The 21349-nt window shown below is 42.0% G+C and carries 10 protein-coding genes and 2 pseudogenes; 11 read left to right on the top strand and 1 reads right to left on the bottom strand.

The features are described 5' to 3' along the window. Entirely contained in the window at positions 1 to 1743 is a 1743-nt protein-coding gene (locus O3640_RS04235) for an ABC transporter ATP-binding protein (protein WP_227221669.1), read from the top strand. 12 nt (positions 1744 to 1755) lie between these two features. On the opposite strand, the gene O3640_RS04230 is transcribed toward O3640_RS04235, so the two are convergent. Then, positions 1756 to 3081, bottom strand: a complete 1326-nt coding sequence (locus O3640_RS04230) for a PLP-dependent aminotransferase family protein (RefSeq protein ID WP_195321976.1) — start codon at positions 3079 to 3081, stop codon at positions 1756 to 1758. 55 nt (positions 3082 to 3136) lie between these two features. Here O3640_RS04230 and O3640_RS04225 point away from each other — a divergent pair, with 55 nt between their 5' ends. From O3640_RS04225 to secA2, 10 genes and pseudogenes are all read left to right on the top strand, one after another. Next, positions 3137 to 4000 carry a pyridoxamine kinase gene (locus O3640_RS04225; protein WP_195321974.1) on the top strand — a complete coding sequence of 288 codons (864 nt, stop codon included), beginning with the start codon at positions 3137 to 3139 and terminating at the stop codon, positions 3998 to 4000. After that, positions 3990 to 4518: pseudogene (locus tag O3640_RS04220) on the top strand (ECF transporter S component). The gene O3640_RS04225 and the pseudogene O3640_RS04220 overlap by 11 nt, the downstream one beginning before the upstream one ends. A gap of 239 nt (positions 4519 to 4757) precedes the next feature. Beyond that, entirely contained in the window at positions 4758 to 10718 is a 5961-nt protein-coding gene (locus tag O3640_RS04215; protein WP_371586785.1) for an accessory Sec-dependent serine-rich glycoprotein adhesin, read from the top strand. Positions 10719 to 11098: 380 nt separating this feature from the next. Further along, a pseudogene (locus O3640_RS04210) lies at positions 11099 to 13105 on the top strand (SP_1767 family glycosyltransferase); the annotation flags it as partial. A 16-nt stretch (positions 13106 to 13121) separates the two neighbouring features. Then, positions 13122 to 14126 carry a sugar transferase gene (locus O3640_RS04205; protein ID WP_048774718.1) on the top strand — a complete coding sequence of 335 codons (1005 nt, stop codon included), beginning with the start codon at positions 13122 to 13124 and terminating at the stop codon, positions 14124 to 14126. A 31-nt stretch (positions 14127 to 14157) separates the two neighbouring features. After that, on the top strand, positions 14158 to 15381 hold the full coding sequence (gene secY2, locus O3640_RS04200) for an accessory Sec system protein translocase subunit SecY2 (protein WP_195321638.1): 1224 nt from the start codon (positions 14158 to 14160) through the stop codon (positions 15379 to 15381). 8 nt (positions 15382 to 15389) lie between these two features. Beyond that, positions 15390 to 16970 (top strand): accessory Sec system protein Asp1, encoded by a 1581-nt coding sequence (gene asp1 / locus O3640_RS04195; RefSeq protein WP_195321640.1) that lies wholly within the window; start codon positions 15390 to 15392, stop codon positions 16968 to 16970. After that, positions 16960 to 18489, top strand: a complete 1530-nt coding sequence (asp2, locus tag O3640_RS04190; RefSeq protein ID WP_195321642.1) for an accessory Sec system protein Asp2 — start codon at positions 16960 to 16962, stop codon at positions 18487 to 18489. The genes asp1 and asp2 overlap by 11 nt, the downstream gene beginning before the upstream one ends. Continuing rightward, complete coding sequence (asp3, locus tag O3640_RS04185) at positions 18486 to 18965, top strand: accessory Sec system protein Asp3 (protein WP_195321644.1); 480 nt, start codon at positions 18486 to 18488, stop codon at positions 18963 to 18965. The genes asp2 and asp3 overlap by 4 nt, the downstream gene beginning before the upstream one ends. Further along, positions 18958 to 21339, top strand: a complete 2382-nt coding sequence (gene secA2 / locus O3640_RS04180) for an accessory Sec system translocase SecA2 (protein ID WP_268723194.1) — start codon at positions 18958 to 18960, stop codon at positions 21337 to 21339. Before asp3 ends, secA2 begins: the two co-directional genes overlap by 8 nt. Positions 21340 to 21349 lie beyond the last annotated feature (10 nt).

The following is a 21349-nucleotide window of genomic DNA, read 5'->3' as shown; positions in this document are numbered from 1 at the left end:
ATGAAAAAACAATCAACTTTTCAAAGACTTCTAAGCTATATGCTTGCTTATAAATGGCTTACACTGTCAGCATTTGCTTTTGTTTTTCTAACCACTTTAGTTACAACTGCCCTACCACTTTTGGCTAGAACTTATATTGACCAGTTTATCAGTTTGGGGAAAGCAGCTGCTGGTTTTTATCTCTTGGCTATTTACTATGGCTTGTTTATACTGCGCGTGCTTTTGACTTTTTTAGGTCAGTATTCATTTGCAAAGGTAGCACACAGTATTGTTCGTGACTTACGTCAAGAAGCCTTTGCCAATATTCAAAAGCTACGAATGGCCTATTTTGACCAAACACCTGCTGGAGCCATCGTTTCTCGTCTGACCAATGATACTCAAGCAGTGGCGGATATGTTTAGTAGTATTTTCTCAAGCTTTTTAAGTTCAATCTTCATTTTAGTGGTAACTGCCGCAACTATGTTTGCTCTGGATTGGCATCTGGCTCTTTTAATCCTTTTATTTTTACCAATCATGCTGGCCTCGATTTTACTTTATCAAAAACTGTCAACTGGCTTGCTCAAGCAAGTCCGTAGTAAGTTGAGCGATTTAAACGTAAAGCTTTCCGAGACTATTGAAGGAATGAGGATTGTCCAAGCCTTTGGTCAGGAAAAGCGCTTGATTGATGAATTTGAAGAAATTAATCAGGAGCACCTAAACTACACCAATCGATATCTGGATGTCAACAGTCTCCTTTTACGACCAGCCATGTCTCTTTTGAAAATTCTGGCCTATGGCGTTATTCTGACTTATTTTGGTCTAACTTGGCAAACTGCAGGAATTACAGCTGGTATCATGTATGCCTTTATCCAGTACGCTAACCAACTCTTTAATCCTTTGATTGAAGTCATGCAAAATTACTCAGTTCTTCAGACCTCTATGATTTCTGCTGAGCGTGTTTTTGAAGTCATTGATAGGAGAGACTATGAACCAATCCAAAAAAATAAAGACTTGAAAATCCAAAAAGGCGATATAGAATTCAAAGACGTTAGTTTTTCTTATGACGGAAAAAGAGATATTTTGAAACATATTTCTTTCAAGGTCAAGCAAGGTGAAACGATCGCTTTTGTTGGATCTACTGGATCGGGTAAATCCTCCATCATCAACCTCTTTTTGCGCTTTTATGAGTTTGAAAGAGGACAAATTCTGATTGATGGACAAGATATAAAAGACTACAGCCAAGCAGAGCTTAGGCGACATATTGGACTGGTCCTTCAGGATCCTTTCCTTTACCATGGGACTGTTGCTAGCAATATCCAGATGTACCAAGAAGGACTTAGCCAACAGGACATTGAAGAGGCTGCTAAGTTTGTTGATGCTCATGACTTTATTCATCAACTGCCATTGACTTATGATGCACCAGTAACAGAGCGAGGAGCTGCATTTTCCAGTGGCCAGCGCCAGCTCTTAGCTTTTGCTAGGACAGTCGCTACCAAGCCTAAGATTTTGATTTTAGACGAGGCTACTGCCAATATTGACTCAGAGACAGAGGAGTTGATTCAAGCCTCACTGAAAAAAATGCGACAAGGCAGAACGACAATTGCCATCGCTCATCGCCTCTCTACCATTCAGGATGCCAATTGTATCTATGTGCTAGATAAGGGCCAGATCATCGAATCTGGCAGTCACGAAGAGCTCCTAGCTCAAAATGGTACCTACAAGAAAATGTATCAACTTCAGGCAGGAATGCTGGAAAAAGCTTAGGAATGAATTTTCCTAAGCTTTTTTTACATATTTTTTTAGTCCCTCTATAGAGGCTTCTAGGTCTTGGTATCGAATTTTGACATAGCGATAAGGGCAAGGATCAATATAAGCAGACTCAAAGAAGTCAAGCGGGAGGCCACTATGTTTAAGAGAGCTTATGGATGTTAGTGTTTTTAGATCTAATAAAATACCTCCTGGTGTCAGTAGGTAAGGTAGTCCAAAACCAGCTTTTTCAAGTAAATGTTGGGCATTTTCTTTTTCTTCCTCTTGTAAACGCAGTAGCGCCAGTCTATTTTTCTGAAACATTTGATTATCGATATAAAGGGAGAGAGCCTTTTGCATGATAAGATTGCTGTCATAGTCCAAAATGCTTTTGAAAGCGATAAATTGCTTCTTGACGCTATCAGGCAATAGCAAAGCTGTAATTCGAAGAGCAGGGAAAAGACTGGTTGAAAAAGATTTGATATAAATAACAGAGTCACTATCATCTAGATAATGAAAGCTTAGTTCTGACTTATTGTCAAAATCAGCTAGGTAATCATCCTCAATAAGAAAGACCTGATAAAGTTTAGCTAGGCGGAGAATTTCTTCTTTTTCCTGACGGCTATAAGTGTGGCCTAAGGGATAGTGAAAGCGAGGAATGGTATAGAAAAACTTGATGTTTCCTGAACGAAAGATATTTTCCAATTCCAATAAGTCAATTCCTTTTGGAGTTCGTTCTATGGTCTTATATTTTAAATTTTGAGCCTTCAGCAAATCATTTATTCTGTGATAAGTTGGTTGTTCTACTAAAATAGTGTCGCCGTGATTAGGGAAGTCTATTTGAGATAGGATATAGAGTGCTTGCTGGGTACCAGATGTCAAAGCTATCTTGTCTAGAGTTGGGTATATAGCTGATTCTAGAAGTAGATTTTTGACAGATTGTCTCAAATCTTTCAGTCCCTCTTGTTGAGAGTAGTAGTTAAAAAGGTAATTCTCACGCCCAATCAAGGTTTCATTTAGGCAGATGCGAAAATCTTCATAGACTTGATGGCGGTCGTTTCTTAAGGGAAGCTCTAGATCATTATTTTCTTCTTGAGTTTGCTCTAATACATAATAACCGCTTTTGGGAACGGCATAGATGTACTTCTGATAACTCAGATCTAGAAGAGCCTTTTGAACGGTATCCTTGCTACAATGGTAACTTTTAGACAAAAGCCGAATAGAGGGAAGCTTATCTCCTTTTTTAAGCTGTCCACTCTTGATTTGTTCAATCAGATGATCTGAAATTTCTTGATATTTTGTCTTAAGCATACAACTGTCCCCATACAGATTGGATTTTTTCATATTGTAACTTATTTTAAAGTTTTTTACAATAAAAAAGTAGAAATGGAGAGGGACGAATGGAATGGTTATGACAAAACCAGAGAGAATTATTTTAGCTAGTGATATTTCTGGCTTAGGGAAGGTTGCTGTGACAGCAGCCCTGCCATTGTTTGCCATATGTCAGTTGGAAGTCTCTGTTCTTCCCACAGTTCTTCTATCATCTCACACTGGTGGTTTTCCTAAAGTTTATATTGATGACTACACTGTTGGAATGCAGGCTTTTTTAAAGCAATGGCAGAGTATTGGTGTTGAGTTTTCAGCTTTGGTGACAGGCTATCTCAAGTCTAGCCAGCAAATCGCATCTCTTATAGATTTTATAGAGCAGGAGAACCTTCCCTTGATTGTAGACCCTATTATGGGTGACAATGGTGAGCTATACAAAGGCTTTGATGATCATTATATTTCCAGTATGCGTACTCTCTGTCAAAAAGCAGATTTGATTTTGCCCAATTTAACAGAAGCTTGTTTTCTTGCTGATTTGCCTTATCAAGATAATGATTTGACAGAGCAATTTTTAAAAAGTCTTGCTCAGCGTCTGAGCGAATTAGGTGCAAAGAAAATTCTATTGACCGGTCTCCCACTGAGTCACGATCAGATAGGTGTTGCTTATTTCGACAAAGAAGAAGGCGTATTTAGTCTGTATAGAGGTAAGAGATTTCAGCAACAATTCTTTGGAACAGGGGATATGTTGACTGGCTTGGTAGCGGCTGCATTTGTACAGGGGATTGACCTGCAAAAGTGTCTTCCAGTTTTCATTAACTTCATCGAGAAAAGTTTAGTAACGACACTGAATTGTGACTCTGATCTTCGTTATGGAGTATACTACCAGCCCCATTTGGGAGATTTATTTATAGAATTTAAAAGATTATTGGAGGTTTCTAATGGAAAATAATAAACTAACTACTCGTGAACTAGTGGAATTGAGTCTCTTTTCGGCTCTAATACACTTAGCATTCAGTTTTTCAGAATTCTGTTGGTCCTCAATTTATTCATTTTGGAAATGCTCTAGTTGTGGTAGCTACTCTTATTTACGGAGTAAGAAAAGGTGCTTTGGTTGCAACCGTTGGTCTGGGAGTCTTTGATATATTAAACGGGTATGCTTCAGTAGTTTGGATTACAATTTTGGAAGCATTAGTTGTTATTCTTGTTGTTCATTTTGTTTATGAAGCAATGCCAAAGTGTAGGGGAAAGTTAGTGATTGTTGGTTTTGCAGCTGCTTTGACCAAAATAGTATTAAATCTATTCAAATGCACTTTGATTGGAATGCTCGGCAACCTCACTTTAGGTGCTTCCTTAAATTTAGCTCTTGTTAAGATAGTTGGAACTTTTGGTTCAAGCTTGGCTACAGTTATAGCTGTTCCTATCCTTTATCCAATATTTAAGAAAATTAGTGAAACAATTAGAAAATAATTTTAAATATCAAATATAATTTAAATACTTTGGATAGAAAGAATCAGTAATAAAAAAATGCATATTTAAAGACGGTTTATAAACTCGTCTTTTTTAGTATTTGAGAATGAAAAAATAATCAATTTTTTTGTAAAAAATGCTTAGAAAGCCGTTGTTTCCACTAAAAATATGATACTATAGATACGATACTTTTTTAAATACTAAGTTTTTGGGATATTAAATTAAGTAGAGGGGATTACATGTTTTTTAAACGTCAAAAGGGACAATACCACGAAGTTGAACGTGTTACGCGTTTTAAACTGATTAAGTCTGGAAAACACTGGCTTCGTGCGGCTACATCTCAATTTGGTCTTTTAAGATTAATGAAGGGTTCTGATATTTCTTCCGCAGAAGTGAAAGTAGTGGAGGAGCAGTCTGTAGAAAAGGGTGGACTGAATTACCTGAAAGGGATTATAGCAACGGGAGCTGTGCTTGGTGGAGCTGTTGTAACAAGCTCTTCTGTTTATGCTGAAGAGGAACAAGCCCATGAAAAAGTGATTGATACGAGGGATGTTTTAGCAACTCGTGGAGAAGCAGTTTTAAGCGAAGAAGCTGTAACTACTTTGTCATCTGAAGAAGCCAATCCAGTGGAATCCTTATCAGATACTTTGTCAGCAAGTCAAAGCACTTCAGCGAGCTCTTCAGTTTCAACTAGTTTATCTATATCAGAGTCGTTTTCAGTATCAGCATCATTATCATCAAGTTCAAGTCTATCACTGTCTAGCTCAGAATCTGCAAGTGCCTCTGAGTCTCTTTCTGTTTCCTCAAGTGCGTCTGATTCTGTGAGTGCAAGTACAAGTACGTCAGATAGTGCTTCTCAGTCAGTCTCAGCCAGTCAGAGATCTACCACCTCTACATCAGAGAGTACTAGATCCGAAAGTAGCCAACAGTCGACAGAAGCATCTAGTCAAACAGGGCGGAGAAGAACGCGTCGAGCTGTTACTGAAAGTGCTCCTAACGTTGAGTATCACGATGTAAAAGGGGACATGATTCAAAGTGTCACAACAAGTTTTGATGATACTACTCGACTTTTGACTTGGACGATTAACCTAACACCAAGACAAGTAAAGTCCAATCTTGGCGCACTAGTATCTATCAGTGGTAATCAGGAAACTCGTACAGTAACGATAAACGGTAAAAATGCTGCAAATGGAGGAGTCTACAATTCAGGCGGCGCTTGGAATCTGTATACTGGTGAATCTGTTAACAATAATGTTCTCAGAATCACTACTCAAGTAAACGATACCGGTGGGGAAGTCAAACTTGGACTCCGCTTAGTAACAAGTGATAAAAAAATTACCAATACAAACCTACCGCTTGAGTTTGAACAAGTTGCTGCTACGACAAATGGAAGTTGGGATAAAGCAGGATATAACACAACGATTGTTGAAAAGGACACAGAAAGACCAGTTGTTGATGTTCCAAGTGAAATTACTGTTTATCGTGGTGAGTCATTTGAATATTTTGCGACAGTAACAGATAATTCAAATGCTTTTGATTTGGCTAAAACGGTTGTTCGCTGGTTATATAATAACCAACCTGGTAGAGGCACTGAATGGTTGCAGTATTCTGTGACTCAAGTAGGGAATCAGTTAAAAGTTAGAATTTTTGGTAATGTTCCAATAGACACAACAATTGGTGATTACACTCGTTATGTTGTAGCTACGGATGCCGCGGGAAATGTAAATGCAACACAAACAGAAATGGGAAATGCTGCTGTTGCCAAGACATCGGTAAATGGTCAGTTTAAACTGATTATTCGATTTAGAATTAAAACACCCGAAAATACCGTATTTGTCAATAATCCAAATCAATTAACAGAAGTAGAAAAAAATTTAGTTCGTGAAGCTGTCAAGAAGAGCAATCCCGATTTAAGAGCTCAAGATGTTCTAAATTCCAATTACGTCACTGGTATTACTGTCTCAAACAATGGTACAACGACTATCACTTATAGAGATGGTAGAAAAGACATTATTGACGGAAGTGAATTTATTGATACAAGAGCTGGAAGTATATCTAAATCTCAGAGCACTTCCAATTCTATCAGTGTTTCTCTTTCCAAAAGTGAGAGCGCTTCAGCAAGTTTAGTGACCTCAAAATTAAATTCCATTAGCTCAAGCGCATCTGTATCAGCAAGTACATCTGCCTCTACTAGCGCCTCAGTCTCTGCCAGTGAGTCCACATCGACCAGTGCATCTGTATCGGCAAGTGGGTCCGCATCAACGAGTACGTCTGTAAGTGCGAGCGAATCAGCGTCAACGAGTGCGTCTGTTTCAGCAAGTACGTCCGCTTCAACGAGTGCCTCAGTATCAGCAAGCGAATCAGCTTCCACAAGCGCTTCAGTAAGTGCCAGCGAATCCGCTTCAACGAGCGCATCGGTAAGTGCGAGCGAATCCGCCTCGACGAGTGCATCTGTTTCAGCAAGTATGTCCGCTTCAACGAGTGCCTCAGTAAGTGCCAGCGAATCAGCGTCAACGAGTGCGTCTGTATCAGCGAGCGAATCAGCTTCAACGAGTGCGTCTGTTTCTGCGAGTGAGTCCGCTTCAACGAGTGTATCTGTATCTGCAAGTACGTCCGCGTCGACGAGCGCGTCAGTAAGTGCGAGTGAGTCAGCTTCAACAAGCGCATCGGTAAGTGCTAGTGAGTCCGCTTCAACCAGCGCGTCAGTAAGTGCGAGTGAGTCCGCATCGACCAGTGCATCTGTATCAGCCAGCGAGTCAGCCTCAACCAGTGCATCTGTTTCTGCCAGCGAATCCGCGTCAACGAGCGCATCTGTATCAGCAAGCGAATCAGCTTCAACCAGTGCATCTGTATCAGCGAGCGAATCGGCCTCCACGAGTGCGTCAGTAAGTGCGAGTGAGTCCGCATCGACGAGCGCGTCTGTCAGTGCCAGTGAATCCGCATCGACCAGTGCATCGGTAAGTGCGAGCGAATCCGCGTCTACGAGTGCGTCTGTAAGTGCTAGCGAGTCAGCATCGACGAGTGCCTCAGTAAGTGCGAGTGAATCAGCGTCAACGAGTGCATCTGTTTCAGCAAGTACGTCCGCGTCCACAAGCGCTTCAGTAAGTGCGAGCGAATCGGCCTCCACCAGTGCATCAGTAAGTGCGAGTGAGTCCGCTTCAACCAGTGCCTCAGTAAGTGCGAGCGAGTCCGCTTCAACGAGTGCGTCAGTAAGTGCCAGTGAATCGGCATCCACGAGCGCATCTGTTTCTGCAAGTGAATCCGCTTCAACAAGTGCCTCAGTATCAGCGAGCGAATCAGCCTCAACGAGTGCGTCAGTTTCTGCAAGCGAGTCCTCGTCAACCAGCGCGTCAGTAAGTGCAAGCGAGTCCGCATCGACGAGTGCATCTGTAAGTGCGAGCGAATCCGCGTCAACCAGCGCTTCAGTATCAGCGAGTGAGTCTGCTTCAACCAGTGCATCAGTCTCTGCAAGCGAATCTGCATCCACGAGTGCATCAGTAAGTGCGAGTGAGTCCGCGTCAACGAGTGCCTCAGTAAGTGCGAGTGAATCGGCCTCCACGAGCGCATCGGTAAGTGCGAGTGAGTCCGCGTCGACGAGCGCATCTGTTTCAGCAAGTACGTCCGCTTCCACGAGTGCATCTGTAAGTGCCAGCGAATCGGCCTCCACGAGTGCATCTGTATCTGCAAGCGAATCCGCGTCAACCAGTGCATCTGTATCTGCAAGTGAATCGGCTTCCACAAGCGCTTCGGTAAGTGCGAGTGAGTCCGCCTCAACGAGCGCTTCAGTAAGTGCGAGCGAATCGGCCTCCACGAGTGCGTCAGTATCTGCGAGTGAGTCCGCTTCAACCAGTGCATCGGTAAGTGCGAGTGAGTCCGCTTCAACCAGTGCATCGGTAAGTGCGAGTGAGTCCGCCTCAACGAGCGCCTCAGTATCAGCGAGCGAATCATCCTCCACGAGTGCGTCTGTAAGTGCGAGTGAATCTGCCTCAACCAGTGCGTCCGTAAGTGCGAGTGAATCTGCCTCCACAAGTGCGTCTGTTTCTGCAAGTGAGTCTGCTTCCACGAGCGCATCCGTGAGTGCAAGCACTTCAGCGTCCACGAGTGCCTCAGTATCAGCGAGTGAGTCCGCTTCAACCAGTGCATCAGTAAGTGCCAGCGAATCGTCTTCCACTAGTGCCTCAGTATCAGCGAGTGAGTCTGCTTCAACGAGTGCATCAGTAAGTGCGAGCGAATCGGCCTCCACGAGTGCGTCAGTTTCTGCAAGCGAGTCCGCGTCAACCAGCGCTTCAGTAAGTGCCAGCGAGTCCGCATCGACGAGTGCCTCAGTAAGTGCCAGCGAGTCAGCTTCGATGAGCGCGTCTGTCAGCGCGAGTGAGTCCGCATCCACGAGTGCGTCTGTAAGTGCGAGTGAATCAGCCTCAACGAGCGCGTCTGTCAGTGCCAGTGAATCCGCATCGACCAGTGCATCAGTCTCTGCAAGCGAATCGGCCTCCACGAGTGCATCAGTAAGTGCGAGTGAGTCAGCCTCAACCAGTGCATCTGTATCAGCAAGCGAATCGGCCTCCAAGAGCGCATCGGTAAGTGCCAGCGAATCAGCTTCCACGAGCGCATCGGTAAGTGCGAGCGAATCAGCCTCCACGAGTGCGTCTGTCAGTGCCAGTGAGTCCGCGTCCACAAGCGCTTCAGTAAGTGCGAGCGAATCGGCCTCCACGAGTGCATCTGTATCAGCAAGCGAGTCCGCTTCAACGAGTGCATCTGTATCAGCAAGCGAATCAGCTTCCACAAGCGCTTCAGTAAGTGCGAGCGAATCAGCCTCCACGAGTGCATCTGTATCTGCAAGCGAATCCGCGTCGACGAGCGCGTCTGTAAGTGCGAGTGAATCAGCCTCCACGAGCGCGTCTGTCAGTGCCAGTGAATCCGCATCGACCAGTGCATCAGTCTCTGCAAGCGAATCCGCGTCGACGAGCGCATCTGTTTCAGCAAGTACGTCCGCTTCAACGAGTGCCTCAGTAAGTGCTAGCGAATCGGCTTCAACGAGTGCATCTGTAAGTGCCAGCGAATCGGCCTCAACGAGCACATCGGTAAGTGCGAGTGAGTCTGCTTCAACCAGTGCTTCAGTATCAGCTAGCGAATCGACTTCAACGAGTGCATCTATATCTGCAAGCGAGTCCGCGTCAACGAGTGCCTCAGTAAGTGCCAGCGAATCCGCTTCAACGAGTGCCTCAGTAAGTGCAAGCGAATCTGCGTCGACGAGCGCTTCAGTATCTGCGAGTGAGTCTGCATCGACGAGTGCCTCAGTAAGTGCGAGCGAATCCTCGTCAACCAGCGCTTCAGTATCTGCCAGTGAATCTGCCTCCACGAGTGCGTCAGTTTCTGCAAGCGAGTCCTCGTCAACCAGCGCTTCAGTAAGTGCAAGCGAGTCCGCATCGACGAGCGCATCTGTTTCAGCAAGTACGTCCGCATCCACGAGTGCCTCAGTAAGTGCGAGCGAATCGGCTTCAACGAGTGCATCTGTAAGTGCCAGCGAGTCCGCCTCAACGAGTGCGTCTGTATCTGCGAGCGAATCGGCTTCAACGAGTGCATCTGTAAGTGCCAGCGAATCGGCCTCAACCAGCGCGTCAGTAAGTGCGAGTGAATCAGCTTCAACGAGTGCATCAGTAAGTTCGAGCGAATCGGCCTCCACGAGTGCTTCAGTAAGTGCGAGTGAGTCCGCGTCAACGAGCGCTTCGGTAAGTGCGAGCGAATCCGCATCCACGAGTGCGTCTGTAAGTGCGAGTGAGTCCGCCTCAACGAGTGCATCTGTTTCTGCAAGCGAATCAGCATCGACGAGTGCGTCTGTATCTGCGAGTGAGTCTGTATCGACGAATGCATCAGTAAGTGTTAGCGAATCAATGTCTGTTAGTGAGTCACTATCATTGAGTATTAGTACATCTGTGCTACACAGCCAGCTAAATGATATATATGAAAGCGAATTGTATTCACTAAGTCTTTCTGAAAGTTTGTCTGCTTCACAATCGCTTAGCCAGAGCCTGTCTGAGAGTCAATCTTCTTCAGCAAGTCAATCAATGCATGATAGGATTTCTAAAGGACAACTTCCTCGAACAGGTGAATCTGAAAACAAAGCATCCATTTTGGCTTTAGGGTTAGGAGCTTTGGGATTGGCGTTTAAGAAAAGGAAGAAAAATGAGTCAGAGGATTAAACATTAATTAAAGCAGGAAGTTTTTGAACTTCCTGTTTTGATTTTGTTATCAAAATCCTTGATATTCTAGCTTTTTCTAGCAATATTTTATATAATATCTAGTATAGCTTGATGTATTTGTACTTGATGTATTCAACTAAAAATTGGATAAGTAATTATCTAGAAAATCGCAAGTAATTATGGACATAAAAATATAGTAAAATCTAGATTTAAAAACTCATTCTATTTTTGCTAGAAAACTCTATGATTTCTTGATTTTACAGTTGTGAAAGAGTTATAAATAACCTTCTAGATTGAGATTAAGTTAATGATTATTTTCATAAGGAGTATGTGGCTAAGTGGATATGTTAGAGAATAAAAGTATGGCTAACTATGATGAATACCGAGCAGTTGTTATTTGTGCCAACTTTTCTGATTGTAATCAAGTTTTAACCACCATTAAGTCCATTGTCTGCCACAATCGCTTTATCAAGTTTTATGTCATCAATAGTGACTTTCCGACAGAGTGGTTTGTCAGCATGCAAAAAAAGCTGGCCAAGCTGGACTGCCAGATCGTCAATACTCGGGTGGATAGCAGTCATATTAGTCAATATAAGACAAATATCCATTATTCAGTTTTCTTGAGATATTTTACGGCTACTTTTGTACAGGAAGATCAAGCTCTTTATTTGGAATGCGATATTGTAGTAACACGTGATTTATCAGAAGTTTTTGAAGTTGATTTGGGTTCCTATCCGCTTGGAGCGGTAAGAGATCTGGGTGGAGAAGTATATTTTGGCGAGCAGATTTTTAATTCAGGTGTTTTACTAATTAATGTGAACTACTGGAGAGAAAACGATATTGCGGGTCAATTGATTGAGATGACTGATAACTTACATGATAAAGTCAGTCAGGATGACCAAAGCATTCTCAATATGCTCTTTGAAAACCGCTGGATGGAGCTGCCTTTTGCTTATAACTGCATTACGCTCCACACGACCTTTTCGGACTATGAGCCAGAAAAAGGTCTTTATCCGCCAGTGATTCACTATCTGACCGAGCGCAAGCCTTGGAAAGAGTATACTCAGTCCATCTATCGTGAGGTCTGGTGGTTCTATCAGGGACTGGATTGGTCGGATATGCAGGAGCCAGTCGGAGCCCTGACTCAAAAGATGGTAGAAGTGGAAGATGGCCCTAGTCTGTCCTGCCTAGTCTACACCTACTCTTGTGATCTGTTGCATATCAACTATCTGATTCAAGCCCTGCCTACCTGTCATTTCTACATTGCGGCACCGGTAGTTGTAGCAGAGCCAATCACGCGTCTGCTCCAGTATCCCAACGTCAGCGTCAGTTCAGATATTGCTGGTATTCCGGCTCTCTTGGATTCGCTGGAAGCCAAGTCTCAGCTGTTGCTGGATATCAATGCCGGTGATGAGGTAGGTGGTATCATTGCTCGCTTTAAGTCTTCTGGCAAGCCAGTCTTTGCCTTTGACAGCACAGCCCATGGCCAGCAGGGGCAGGAAGTCTTTCCAGCTGATAATCCTGAAATCATGGTTCAGGCTATTGAGAAGCTAGGCATGGCCGAGCCTGAGGAGTGCCAGATTTCTGTACTCTCTATCGACCAGTCGCTGGATTATCTCTTGGAGAAAGGTGCTTCAGTGGTTCGTTTTGGAGATGGGGAGATGGATTTGATTGCAGGTCGTGGTATACCTTATCAGGAGTACGACCCTGAGCTGTCAGCGCGTTTGAGAGAGATGATGGCTATGGAAAGCGATGAACGTTTGATGGTCTGTCTGTCCGATGTCTTTACAGGGCTAGAGCGCTATTCCATTGATGCCCAGAATTTTTGGAAAGCTCATCTGCAGCACCATTTGGCAGATTATCTAGAAATTTGCCGGGCAACTTGGTATGGATCAACTTTTATTTCCCGGCCTTATATCGACTTGGAAGATAAGACGCCGTCTGCGGGCTATTTTGCAAAGCTCAAGCAGCTATGGCAGGACAAGGATCTCTTGATCGTAGAGGGCTTGACTTCTCGCTCTGGTGTGGGCAATGACCTCTTTTACGGGGCTAGGTCCATCAAGCGAATTATCTGTCCTTCTCGCAATGCCTTTGGCAAGCTGGAGGCCATCAAGCAGGCTGTTCGAGAGCATGTGGACAATCGTCTGATTTTGACTATGCTGGGTCCGACGGCCAAGGTCTTAGTCTGTGATCTGGTTCAGGAAGGTTATCGGGCGCTGGATATTGGGCATATTGACTCAGAGTATGAGTGGTTCCAGATGGGGGCTAGGCACAAGGTCAAGCTGTCACACAAGCATACGGCTGAGCACAACTTTGATCAGGATATTGAGTTTAGAGACGACCAAGCTTATGACAGTCAGATTGTTGCCAATCTGGCCCAGGAATGAAGATTAGAAAAAGAATATGAAAATTAATATTACCAATCTATACGGTATGTCTGGCCAGAGTACGGCCTTGATTGCCCAGAATGATGTGACCAAGCTAGCCAAGCAACTGGGCTTCAATGAACTGAGTTTTTATTTTTACGATATTTACAGCGACAGCCAGTCGGAGCTCAGTCGTCGTCTGGACGGTATCATGGCTAGTGTTGGCTATGGCGATGTGGTTATCTATCAGTCGCCCACTTGGAATGGTCGGGAGTTTGACCAGGCCTTTATCAGCAAGCTAAAGATTTTGCAGGCCAAGTTAATTACCTTTATCCATGATGTACCGCCACTGATGTTCCCGTCAAACTACTATCTGATGCCGGAGTACATCGATATGTACAATCAGTCAGATGTAGTCATCGTGCCTTCTGAGCAGATGCGGGACAAGCTGCTGGCAGAGGGGCTGACTGTGGACAAGATTTTGATCCAGCGCATGTGGGATCATCCCTATGATTTGCCCCTGCACCAGCCTCAGTTTGCGCCTAAGCTGTATTTCGCAGGAAGTGTGGAGCGTTTTCCACATCTGATCAATTGGTCTTATGCTACGCCACTGGAGATTTTTTCGCTTGAGGAAGAGTCAAATCCAGAGGCCAATGTTAGCTATCGTGGCTGGGTCAGCCGGCCAGAGTTGCTCTTGGAGCTGTCCAAGGGCGGTCTGGGTCTGGTCTGGGGGGTTGAGGAAAATCCAGCAGACGAGCCGGAATACTATGGTCTCAATATCTCTCATAAGTCTGCCACCTATCTGGCAGCTGGGATTCCAGTCATCGTCCCTTCTTATCTGTCCAATGCAGAGCTGATTCGCGAGCACGGTCTGGGCTTTGTCGTAGACAGTCTGGAAGAGGCCAGTCGGATCGTTGAAGGTCTGTCTGTCGAGGAGTATCAGGCTATGGTCGAGCGGGTTAGAAAGTTCTCTTTCCTGCTCAAGGAAGGTTATTTTAGCAAAAAAGTCTTAGTAGATGCGGTGATGGAAGTCTTGTCTTAAAATTCTCGAGCCATCATCATAAGGAGTCAGAGTGAAGTCATTTTTTAAACCGCTTATTCTAAAAAAGTTTCTTTGGACCTTACTTTTTGTATTTATCTATATTTTGGGAAGTAAGTTGACTCTTCCATTTGTTGATGTCTCGAATATAGCTAAACTAAATGGAGATTCAGTAAGCCTAAATTATGCAGCTGCTTTGATGGGTGGAAATTTAAGGAGTATGTCTTTCTTTTCGATTGGACTGGCCCCTTGGATGTCGTCTATCCTCATCTGGCAAATGTTCACTGTTTCGAAACGATTGGGACTTAATAAACTTTCTATGGAGAGTCAAGAAAAGAGAAGGATGTTGTTGACTCTAGCTATTGCTCTGATTCAATCCTTAGGTTTAGTTCTTAATTTGCCTTTGAAGACAGTGGTAGGAGTTGGGCAAGGAACGATTGTCTTCCTGGATACCTTGATCTTAATAGCGGGAACATATTTTCTTATTTGGCTGACTGACCTTAATTCATCAATGGGGCTTGGAGGTTCCATTATGATTGTCATGGTCAGTATGATCTCCTATATTCCGCAGGACATATGGCTTTCGATCCAAGAACTCAAAATTTCTCCTCTTATTTTAGCTGTAGTAGGGCTTTTGAGTCTTTGTTTTCTATATCTTGCTGTTTTAGTTGAAAGAGCCAAGTACAGAATACCGATCAATAAGATAAATATCCATAATCGTTTTAAAAAATATTCCTACCTAGATATTCGAGTGAATGCTGCTGGGGGTCTTCCTATTATGTATGCCATGACTTTGGTCAGCATTCCCCAGTATTTCCTCATGCTAGTTCTGTTTTTCCAACCAAATAATAGGCTGGTGAAAGAATGGATTCTAAGGTTAGCGATGGGTGGAATACCTTGGTTGATTCTCTATCTGCTGACTATTTTTATTCTGGCTTGGGCATTTGCTTTTATTAATGTTAACAGTGATCAAATCGCAGAGCGGATGCAAAGGAGTGGGGAATATATTGAAAATTTGTATCCTGGTGAAGCAACCCGTCGTTATATTCACAAAACAATAGGTTATTTTGCCTTTGTCGGAGCGCTTTATCTAGTTTTGGTGGCTGGTCTTCCAATGCTTCTGATTTTCTTGGATATTCGCTATATGAGGCTTGGTATGATTCCTGGTATGTTTATGATTTTTATTGGCATGGTCTATTCTATTAAGGATGAGGTAGATACCTTAACACTTAATGACCGTTATCATTCATTGTTCTAGGAGGAACTATGTATTATTTTATTCCTTCATGGAGTGGAAGTGAAAAGAGGGTTTGGCACCGAGATATTATCCCTTGGTACCGATCTATGCAGAGACTTGAGTTTGATGACACTATTCATCAGATTCGGATTTTTCAAAGTGAGAATCTGCCAGTCAAACTCCTCTTACAAGCCTATATGCCACATGCTCGTTATTTTTTACATCGCCAAGATATCTTTGAGACGGAATACTATTCAGTTTTTGATGAGATCCAGGCTGTAGAATCTAATGATATGCAGGTTTTACAAATCAAAGATCTTGAATGGGAAGTTGATTGTGAATTTATTTATACTCCATTTTTGATTATCGTACATAGGCAAGGACAGCTTTATGCTCATGTCGAGTTTGGAGTAGAAGGCTTTATCAGTTTTATCAAATTTTTCAAGGATGATCAGCTGGAAAAGCTAAATATTTTTGATGATAGAGGCTTTGTCTCTAGTATCGTCTATTATGAAGATGGTCAGGAAATATACCAGGACTACTTAAATCCAAATGGAGATTGGCGTATACGAGAATATCTAAAATTTGAAAATAGTTATGTAGTAGTCAATCCAGTTTTTTCTCGAGACTTTGATAAGCTGGAGTATGAATGCATGCCAGATTTGATTCTTGAGAAGCTGGGATATTATATTTCTCATAATGTTGAAGAAGACAGCCGATTTGTAGTCGCTGCACAGCCTTTTGCTAATCAAGGAGTGCTAGATCTGTTACCTCAACATTCTCATAGTATTCTCAGTTTTTTCCACGAACGTAATCAAGCAAGCAATATAGAGAATCTTAAAGCTGATTTGGAGTATGCGGACTTGGTATTGACAGATCGAATGGATTTCAAAGAGACTCTTCAGAATCGTTTTCCTATCCAGGCAGAAAAGATTCATTACTTGTCTCCATTTGATACACGTTTGCAGCTAGGAAAGAGTCAACAACGTCACGAGTCAAAGATTTTTTATCAAATTGATCTTAGTGAGCTTTTGAATGACTATGCTATTTTTAAGGTTCTGTTTTATGTAGCCCAGCATCCAGACACGGAACTGGTTATCGGTGTATACAATGCATGGCAAGAGGGTATTAAACAGGTGGAGAATAAAGTAGAGGAACTCATTTCTGATTACTTGGATTTAAAAGATTTTATCAAAAAATCTTTTAAAAATAACCAAGCAGAAAACCCTTTGCCAGAAAACCAAGAGTTGGAATACCGATTTAGGATTAGGAACATTACAGATGAGCTTAGCCTGATTCAAGAGTTGGATGATACTCGTCTTATTATTGATTTAAGCCAGCAACCTAATCTTTATACACAAATTGCCGGTATCTCTGCTGGTATTCCACAGATCAATCTGGTTGCATCTGACTATGTGACTCATTTACAAAATGGATGTATTCTTGACTCTATCTCTCAACTTGCAGTTGCTGCAGATTATTATTTGCAGGGGCTAAAAAATTGGAATCAGGCCTTGATTTATTCAATCGAAAAGATCAAACTGAATACTGGACATCAAGTGATTAAGCGGTGGGAGAAGTGGCTCAAGGAGGCTATAGATGAAAAATAAGCTGAAGATCTTACAGATTGGTTCCATTGATTGGAGCAAGGAAGTAGTAATCCCGGATAATATGGATTGGTACTATTTCTTTCCTCACTCTCAGCTGGCTATCAAAAAAGTTATGGAAATGGAGAAAATCAACCATTTCAGTGCCATTATTGTAGATGATTTAGACTTGATTCCAGATTTATTTTTGATTGAATCAAGTATTATTCCTTATACTATTTTTTTCAGTAAAAAGCAGCAAGCCATACAAGAGCCGATCGCCTTTTTCCTTAAACGATATTGCGCTCAACAGGTAGATCTAAGTGATAGACCAAATTTACTGAGAAAACTTTCTAAGGCACTTTTTCGTGGCCAATATGGAGATAAGATGACACCTCTTGATATGGTCGTTAGTCCAGGTTTTAAGGGCAGGATTTGTCACAATGGCTATGAAAATTTGGAATTGGAAGGAAATTTTGGATCAGACTTTAGGCCAATTGTGTCTTGGAAGTATAATATTGTAGCAAGCAAGAAAAATCCTGTAGAAATTTGGCTTGAATACGAAAAAGACTTTAGCTGCGAACTTCGCTTAAGAATATATAATATTCAGGAAGGTTCGGCTGGTGATCTTGTTAGAGAATCAGTTTTTTCGGAAACTGATATGCAGGAAGCCATTGTTTTAGATAATGATTTCACTTCCTTTTTAGGAATCACTTTAGAAGCCAGAGGCTTTGGTACTTTAAAAATTGGTGCCTTCCACCAGCGTTTGACTCGCTATGAATTTGGTAAGTTTGTTTTGGGAGGTAAAATTTTAAAGGATAGACATCGGCAGGAAATCAATTATTTCTTTTATCCTGGAGATTTTAAGCCACCTTTGGTTGTTTATTTTTCTGGCTACCGCAGAGCAGAAGGCTTCGAAGGATTTGGTATGATGAGAGGTTTAGGTTGCCCTTTTCTTTTGATTTCTGATCAGCGATTAGATGGTGGTGTCTTTTATCTAGGTAGCGATGAATTAGAAGAAGGTATTAGACGCATAATCCAAGAACATCTGAAATTGCTAGGTTTTTCTGAGCGAGAATTAATCCTATCTGGTATATCCATGGGAACCTATGGGGCCGCTTATTATGGGGCAGATTTCAGCCCTAGAGCAATTATTTTATGTAAACCACTTGCTAATCTTGGAACAATTGCTCAACGTGGCCGTCTTCAGCTACCAGAAGTTTTTCCAATGGCTCTTGATATCCTTCATCGTCATACAGGAGGGAAAGGTCGAGAAAATGTAACGGAGCTAGATCATCGTTATTGGAAAAAATTTAAAAATGCGGATTTCAGCCGTACTATTTTTGGTCTGGCCTACATGAAGGAAGAAGACTATGATCCAACAGCTTACGAAGATTTAGTACAATACCTCTATCCAACTGAAACCCAGTTAATGAGTAATGGGATTTCAGGTCGCCATAATGACGATTCTACTATGGTGATCAATTGGTTTATGAATTATCATCGCATCATACTAGAAAAAGAATTTGGAAGAAAGAAATGAAGATTCAAAAACATAAGGAAATTTACTGGGGAGAGTTGAGAGGAGCATCTATCTCAAAAACTAGAAAAGATTTCACCTACTTGTATGGTTCAACCATCATATTTCATTCTCCTGACCAGGTCTATTTTGAAAACAAATTAATGGCTTCTGGTCAAACGATTCATGAATGGTCCTCCAGTTGGAACTATCAAGGAGATAGACAGGTACCTTCTCTTCCTTTGATAAAAAGGGGAAGACCTTATTCTTTGACTAGAGATATGACTTCCTACCCTTCCGAAAGTGTTTTTCTAAAACTCATTTTTTTCGATCGTTATAATAAAGAAGTCGGCAATATTGTTGAGCGTTCGGATAAAATGGCTTTTACTTATCCCAAAGAAGCCTACAGCTATAAGGTACAGCTCCTTAGTGCGGGTGTTGAGTCTTTTGAGTTTCACTGCTTAAAGATTGAAGAAATTTTAGAGGAGTCAGATGGTTAAAAACTTTTTTCATATTCAGCGCTTAAAGAAAATTCTAGCCAAAGTTAAGAGTTTTGAAAAAGAGATGGCTAGTCTGTCAGATTTAGACCTACAGAAAAAAACTGACGAATTCAAAAAGAGATTAGCTGATGGGGAAAATTTGGATCAACTTTTGCCAGAAGCCTATTCTGTTGTTCGAGAAGTGGATAAGAGGATTTTAGGATTGTTCCCTTACGATGTCCAAGTCATGGGAGCAATTGTCCTCCACGAGGGAAATATTGCTGAAATGGCGACAGGTGAAGGTAAAACTTTGACAGCGACTATGCCTCTTTATCTAAATGCCTTGTCTGGTCAAGGAGCGATGTTGGTCACTCCTAATTCCTATCTGGCTTTGCGAGATGCGAAAGAAATGGGTCCTGTCTACCGTTTTTTAGGACTGACGATTGAGACAGCAGTGAGGGCGGATGAAACAAAGCCCTTGGAGACCAAGGAAAAACGTAGGATCTACCAGGCAGATATCATATATACAACCAATAGTGCTTTAGGATTCGATTACTTGATCGAAAATTTAGCAGAAAATAAAAAGAATCAATTTCTAAGAGAATTCAACTATGTTATTATAGATGAGATTGACTCTATTCTTCTGGACAGTGCACAAACTCCTTTGATTATATCTGGTGCTCCGCGTGTCCAGTCAAATTTCTATGACATGATGGACACTTTAGTCCAAACTCTCTATGAAGATGAGGATTATTGCTATGATGATGAGAAGAATGAAGTTTGGCTGACCCAGAAAGGAATTCGAGCAGCAGAGTCTTTCTTAGGATTAAACCATCTCTTTTCCAAAGAAAATCAGGAATTGGTTCGACATCTCAATCTAGCCTTGAGAGCTCATATGGTTTATAAAAAAGATCAAGACTATGTGGTACGACAAGGTGAAAATGAAGCAGAAGTAGTGCTTTTAGACCGTGCAACCGGTCGCCTTATGGAATTAACCCGTCTTCAAGGAGGCCAGCATCAGGCGATTGAGGCTAAGGAACATGTTAAACTAACTCAGGAAACACGTGCCATGGCCTCCATAACTTATCAGAATCTTTTTAAACTCTTTCGGAAACTCTCGGGTATGACTGGGACTGGAAAAGTTGTAGAAAGTGAATTCCTAGAAACTTATTCTATGTCTGTCGTTAAGATTCCAACAAATTGCCCTGTCATTCGAAGAGATTATCCTGATCAGATTTACCAAACCTTGCCTGAAAAAGTATTTGCTTCACTGGATGAAGTAAAGCATTATCATGCAAAAGGAAATCCTCTTTTGATATTCACGGGTTCTGTTGAGATGTCTGAAATCTATTCTTCTCTCTTACTGAGAGAAGGAATTGCCCACAACTTGCTAAATGCTAACAATGCGGCTCGAGAAGCACAGATGATTGCTGAATCTGGTCAGCTTGGAGCGGTGACTGTAGCTACATCTATGGCTGGTCGAGGAACAGATATTAAATTAGGTCCAGGAGTAGCTGATCTAGGTGGATTGGTTGTTATTGGAACTGAAAGAATGGAAAACCATAGAATTGATCTACAAATTCGTGGCCGTTCAGGCAGGCAAGGTGATCCGGGGATCAGTAAGTTTTTCATCTCTTTAGAAGATGATTTACTAAAGAAATGGGGACCAGATTGGATAAAAAACTTTTATCGAGATTATTCTCCAGAAGATTTTAAGAACAACCCTATCTTGCTTAAACAAAGACGTTTTAAAAAACTTGTTTCCAAAGCACAAAAAGCTAGTGAGGGCAATGCTAAATTATCACGGCGCCTGACTTTGGAGTATGCTCAAAGTATGAAGATTCAGCGAGAGCTGACCTATGCGGAGCGAAATCGATTACTTGAGGATACAAATGAGATGGAAGAGGAAATCAATAGAGTGCTTGCTTATGTCATTCAACAAGTTGCTTTTGAACAAAATTTTGAAAATAGAGCAGATTTTTATCGATTTATCTTGCACCATTTTAGCAATCGAGCCGAAAGAATTCCCCAGGAGTTTGATATTCACTCTCCAAAAGAAGTCTCTCATCTTCTTCAAGCCATTGCTGAGCAGGAATTATTGACAAAGAAAAGCTATCTTAAGTCGGACAAGCTTTATAGTCAATTCCAGCGTTTAGCTATTCTTAAGGCGATTGATGAGAACTGGGTTGAACAAGTAGACTATTTGCAACAGTTAAAAAGTGCTTTGAGTGGATTTCATACTTCTAATAAAAACCCTATAGTTGAGTATTACCAAGAGGCTTATGATGGTTTTGAATACATGAAAGAACGTATGAAACACCAAATTGTTAAAAATCTTTTAATGAGTGAATTGGCACTTAACCCCAAAGGAGAAGTCGTAATGTACTTCCCATAGGATGAGGAAA

The sequence above is a fragment of the Streptococcus sp. 27098_8_75 genome, from assembly GCF_041432475.1.
Classification (GTDB): Bacteria; Bacillota; Bacilli; order Lactobacillales; family Streptococcaceae; genus Streptococcus; species Streptococcus gordonii.
This window is presented reverse-complemented; position numbering and strand designations above follow the sequence as displayed.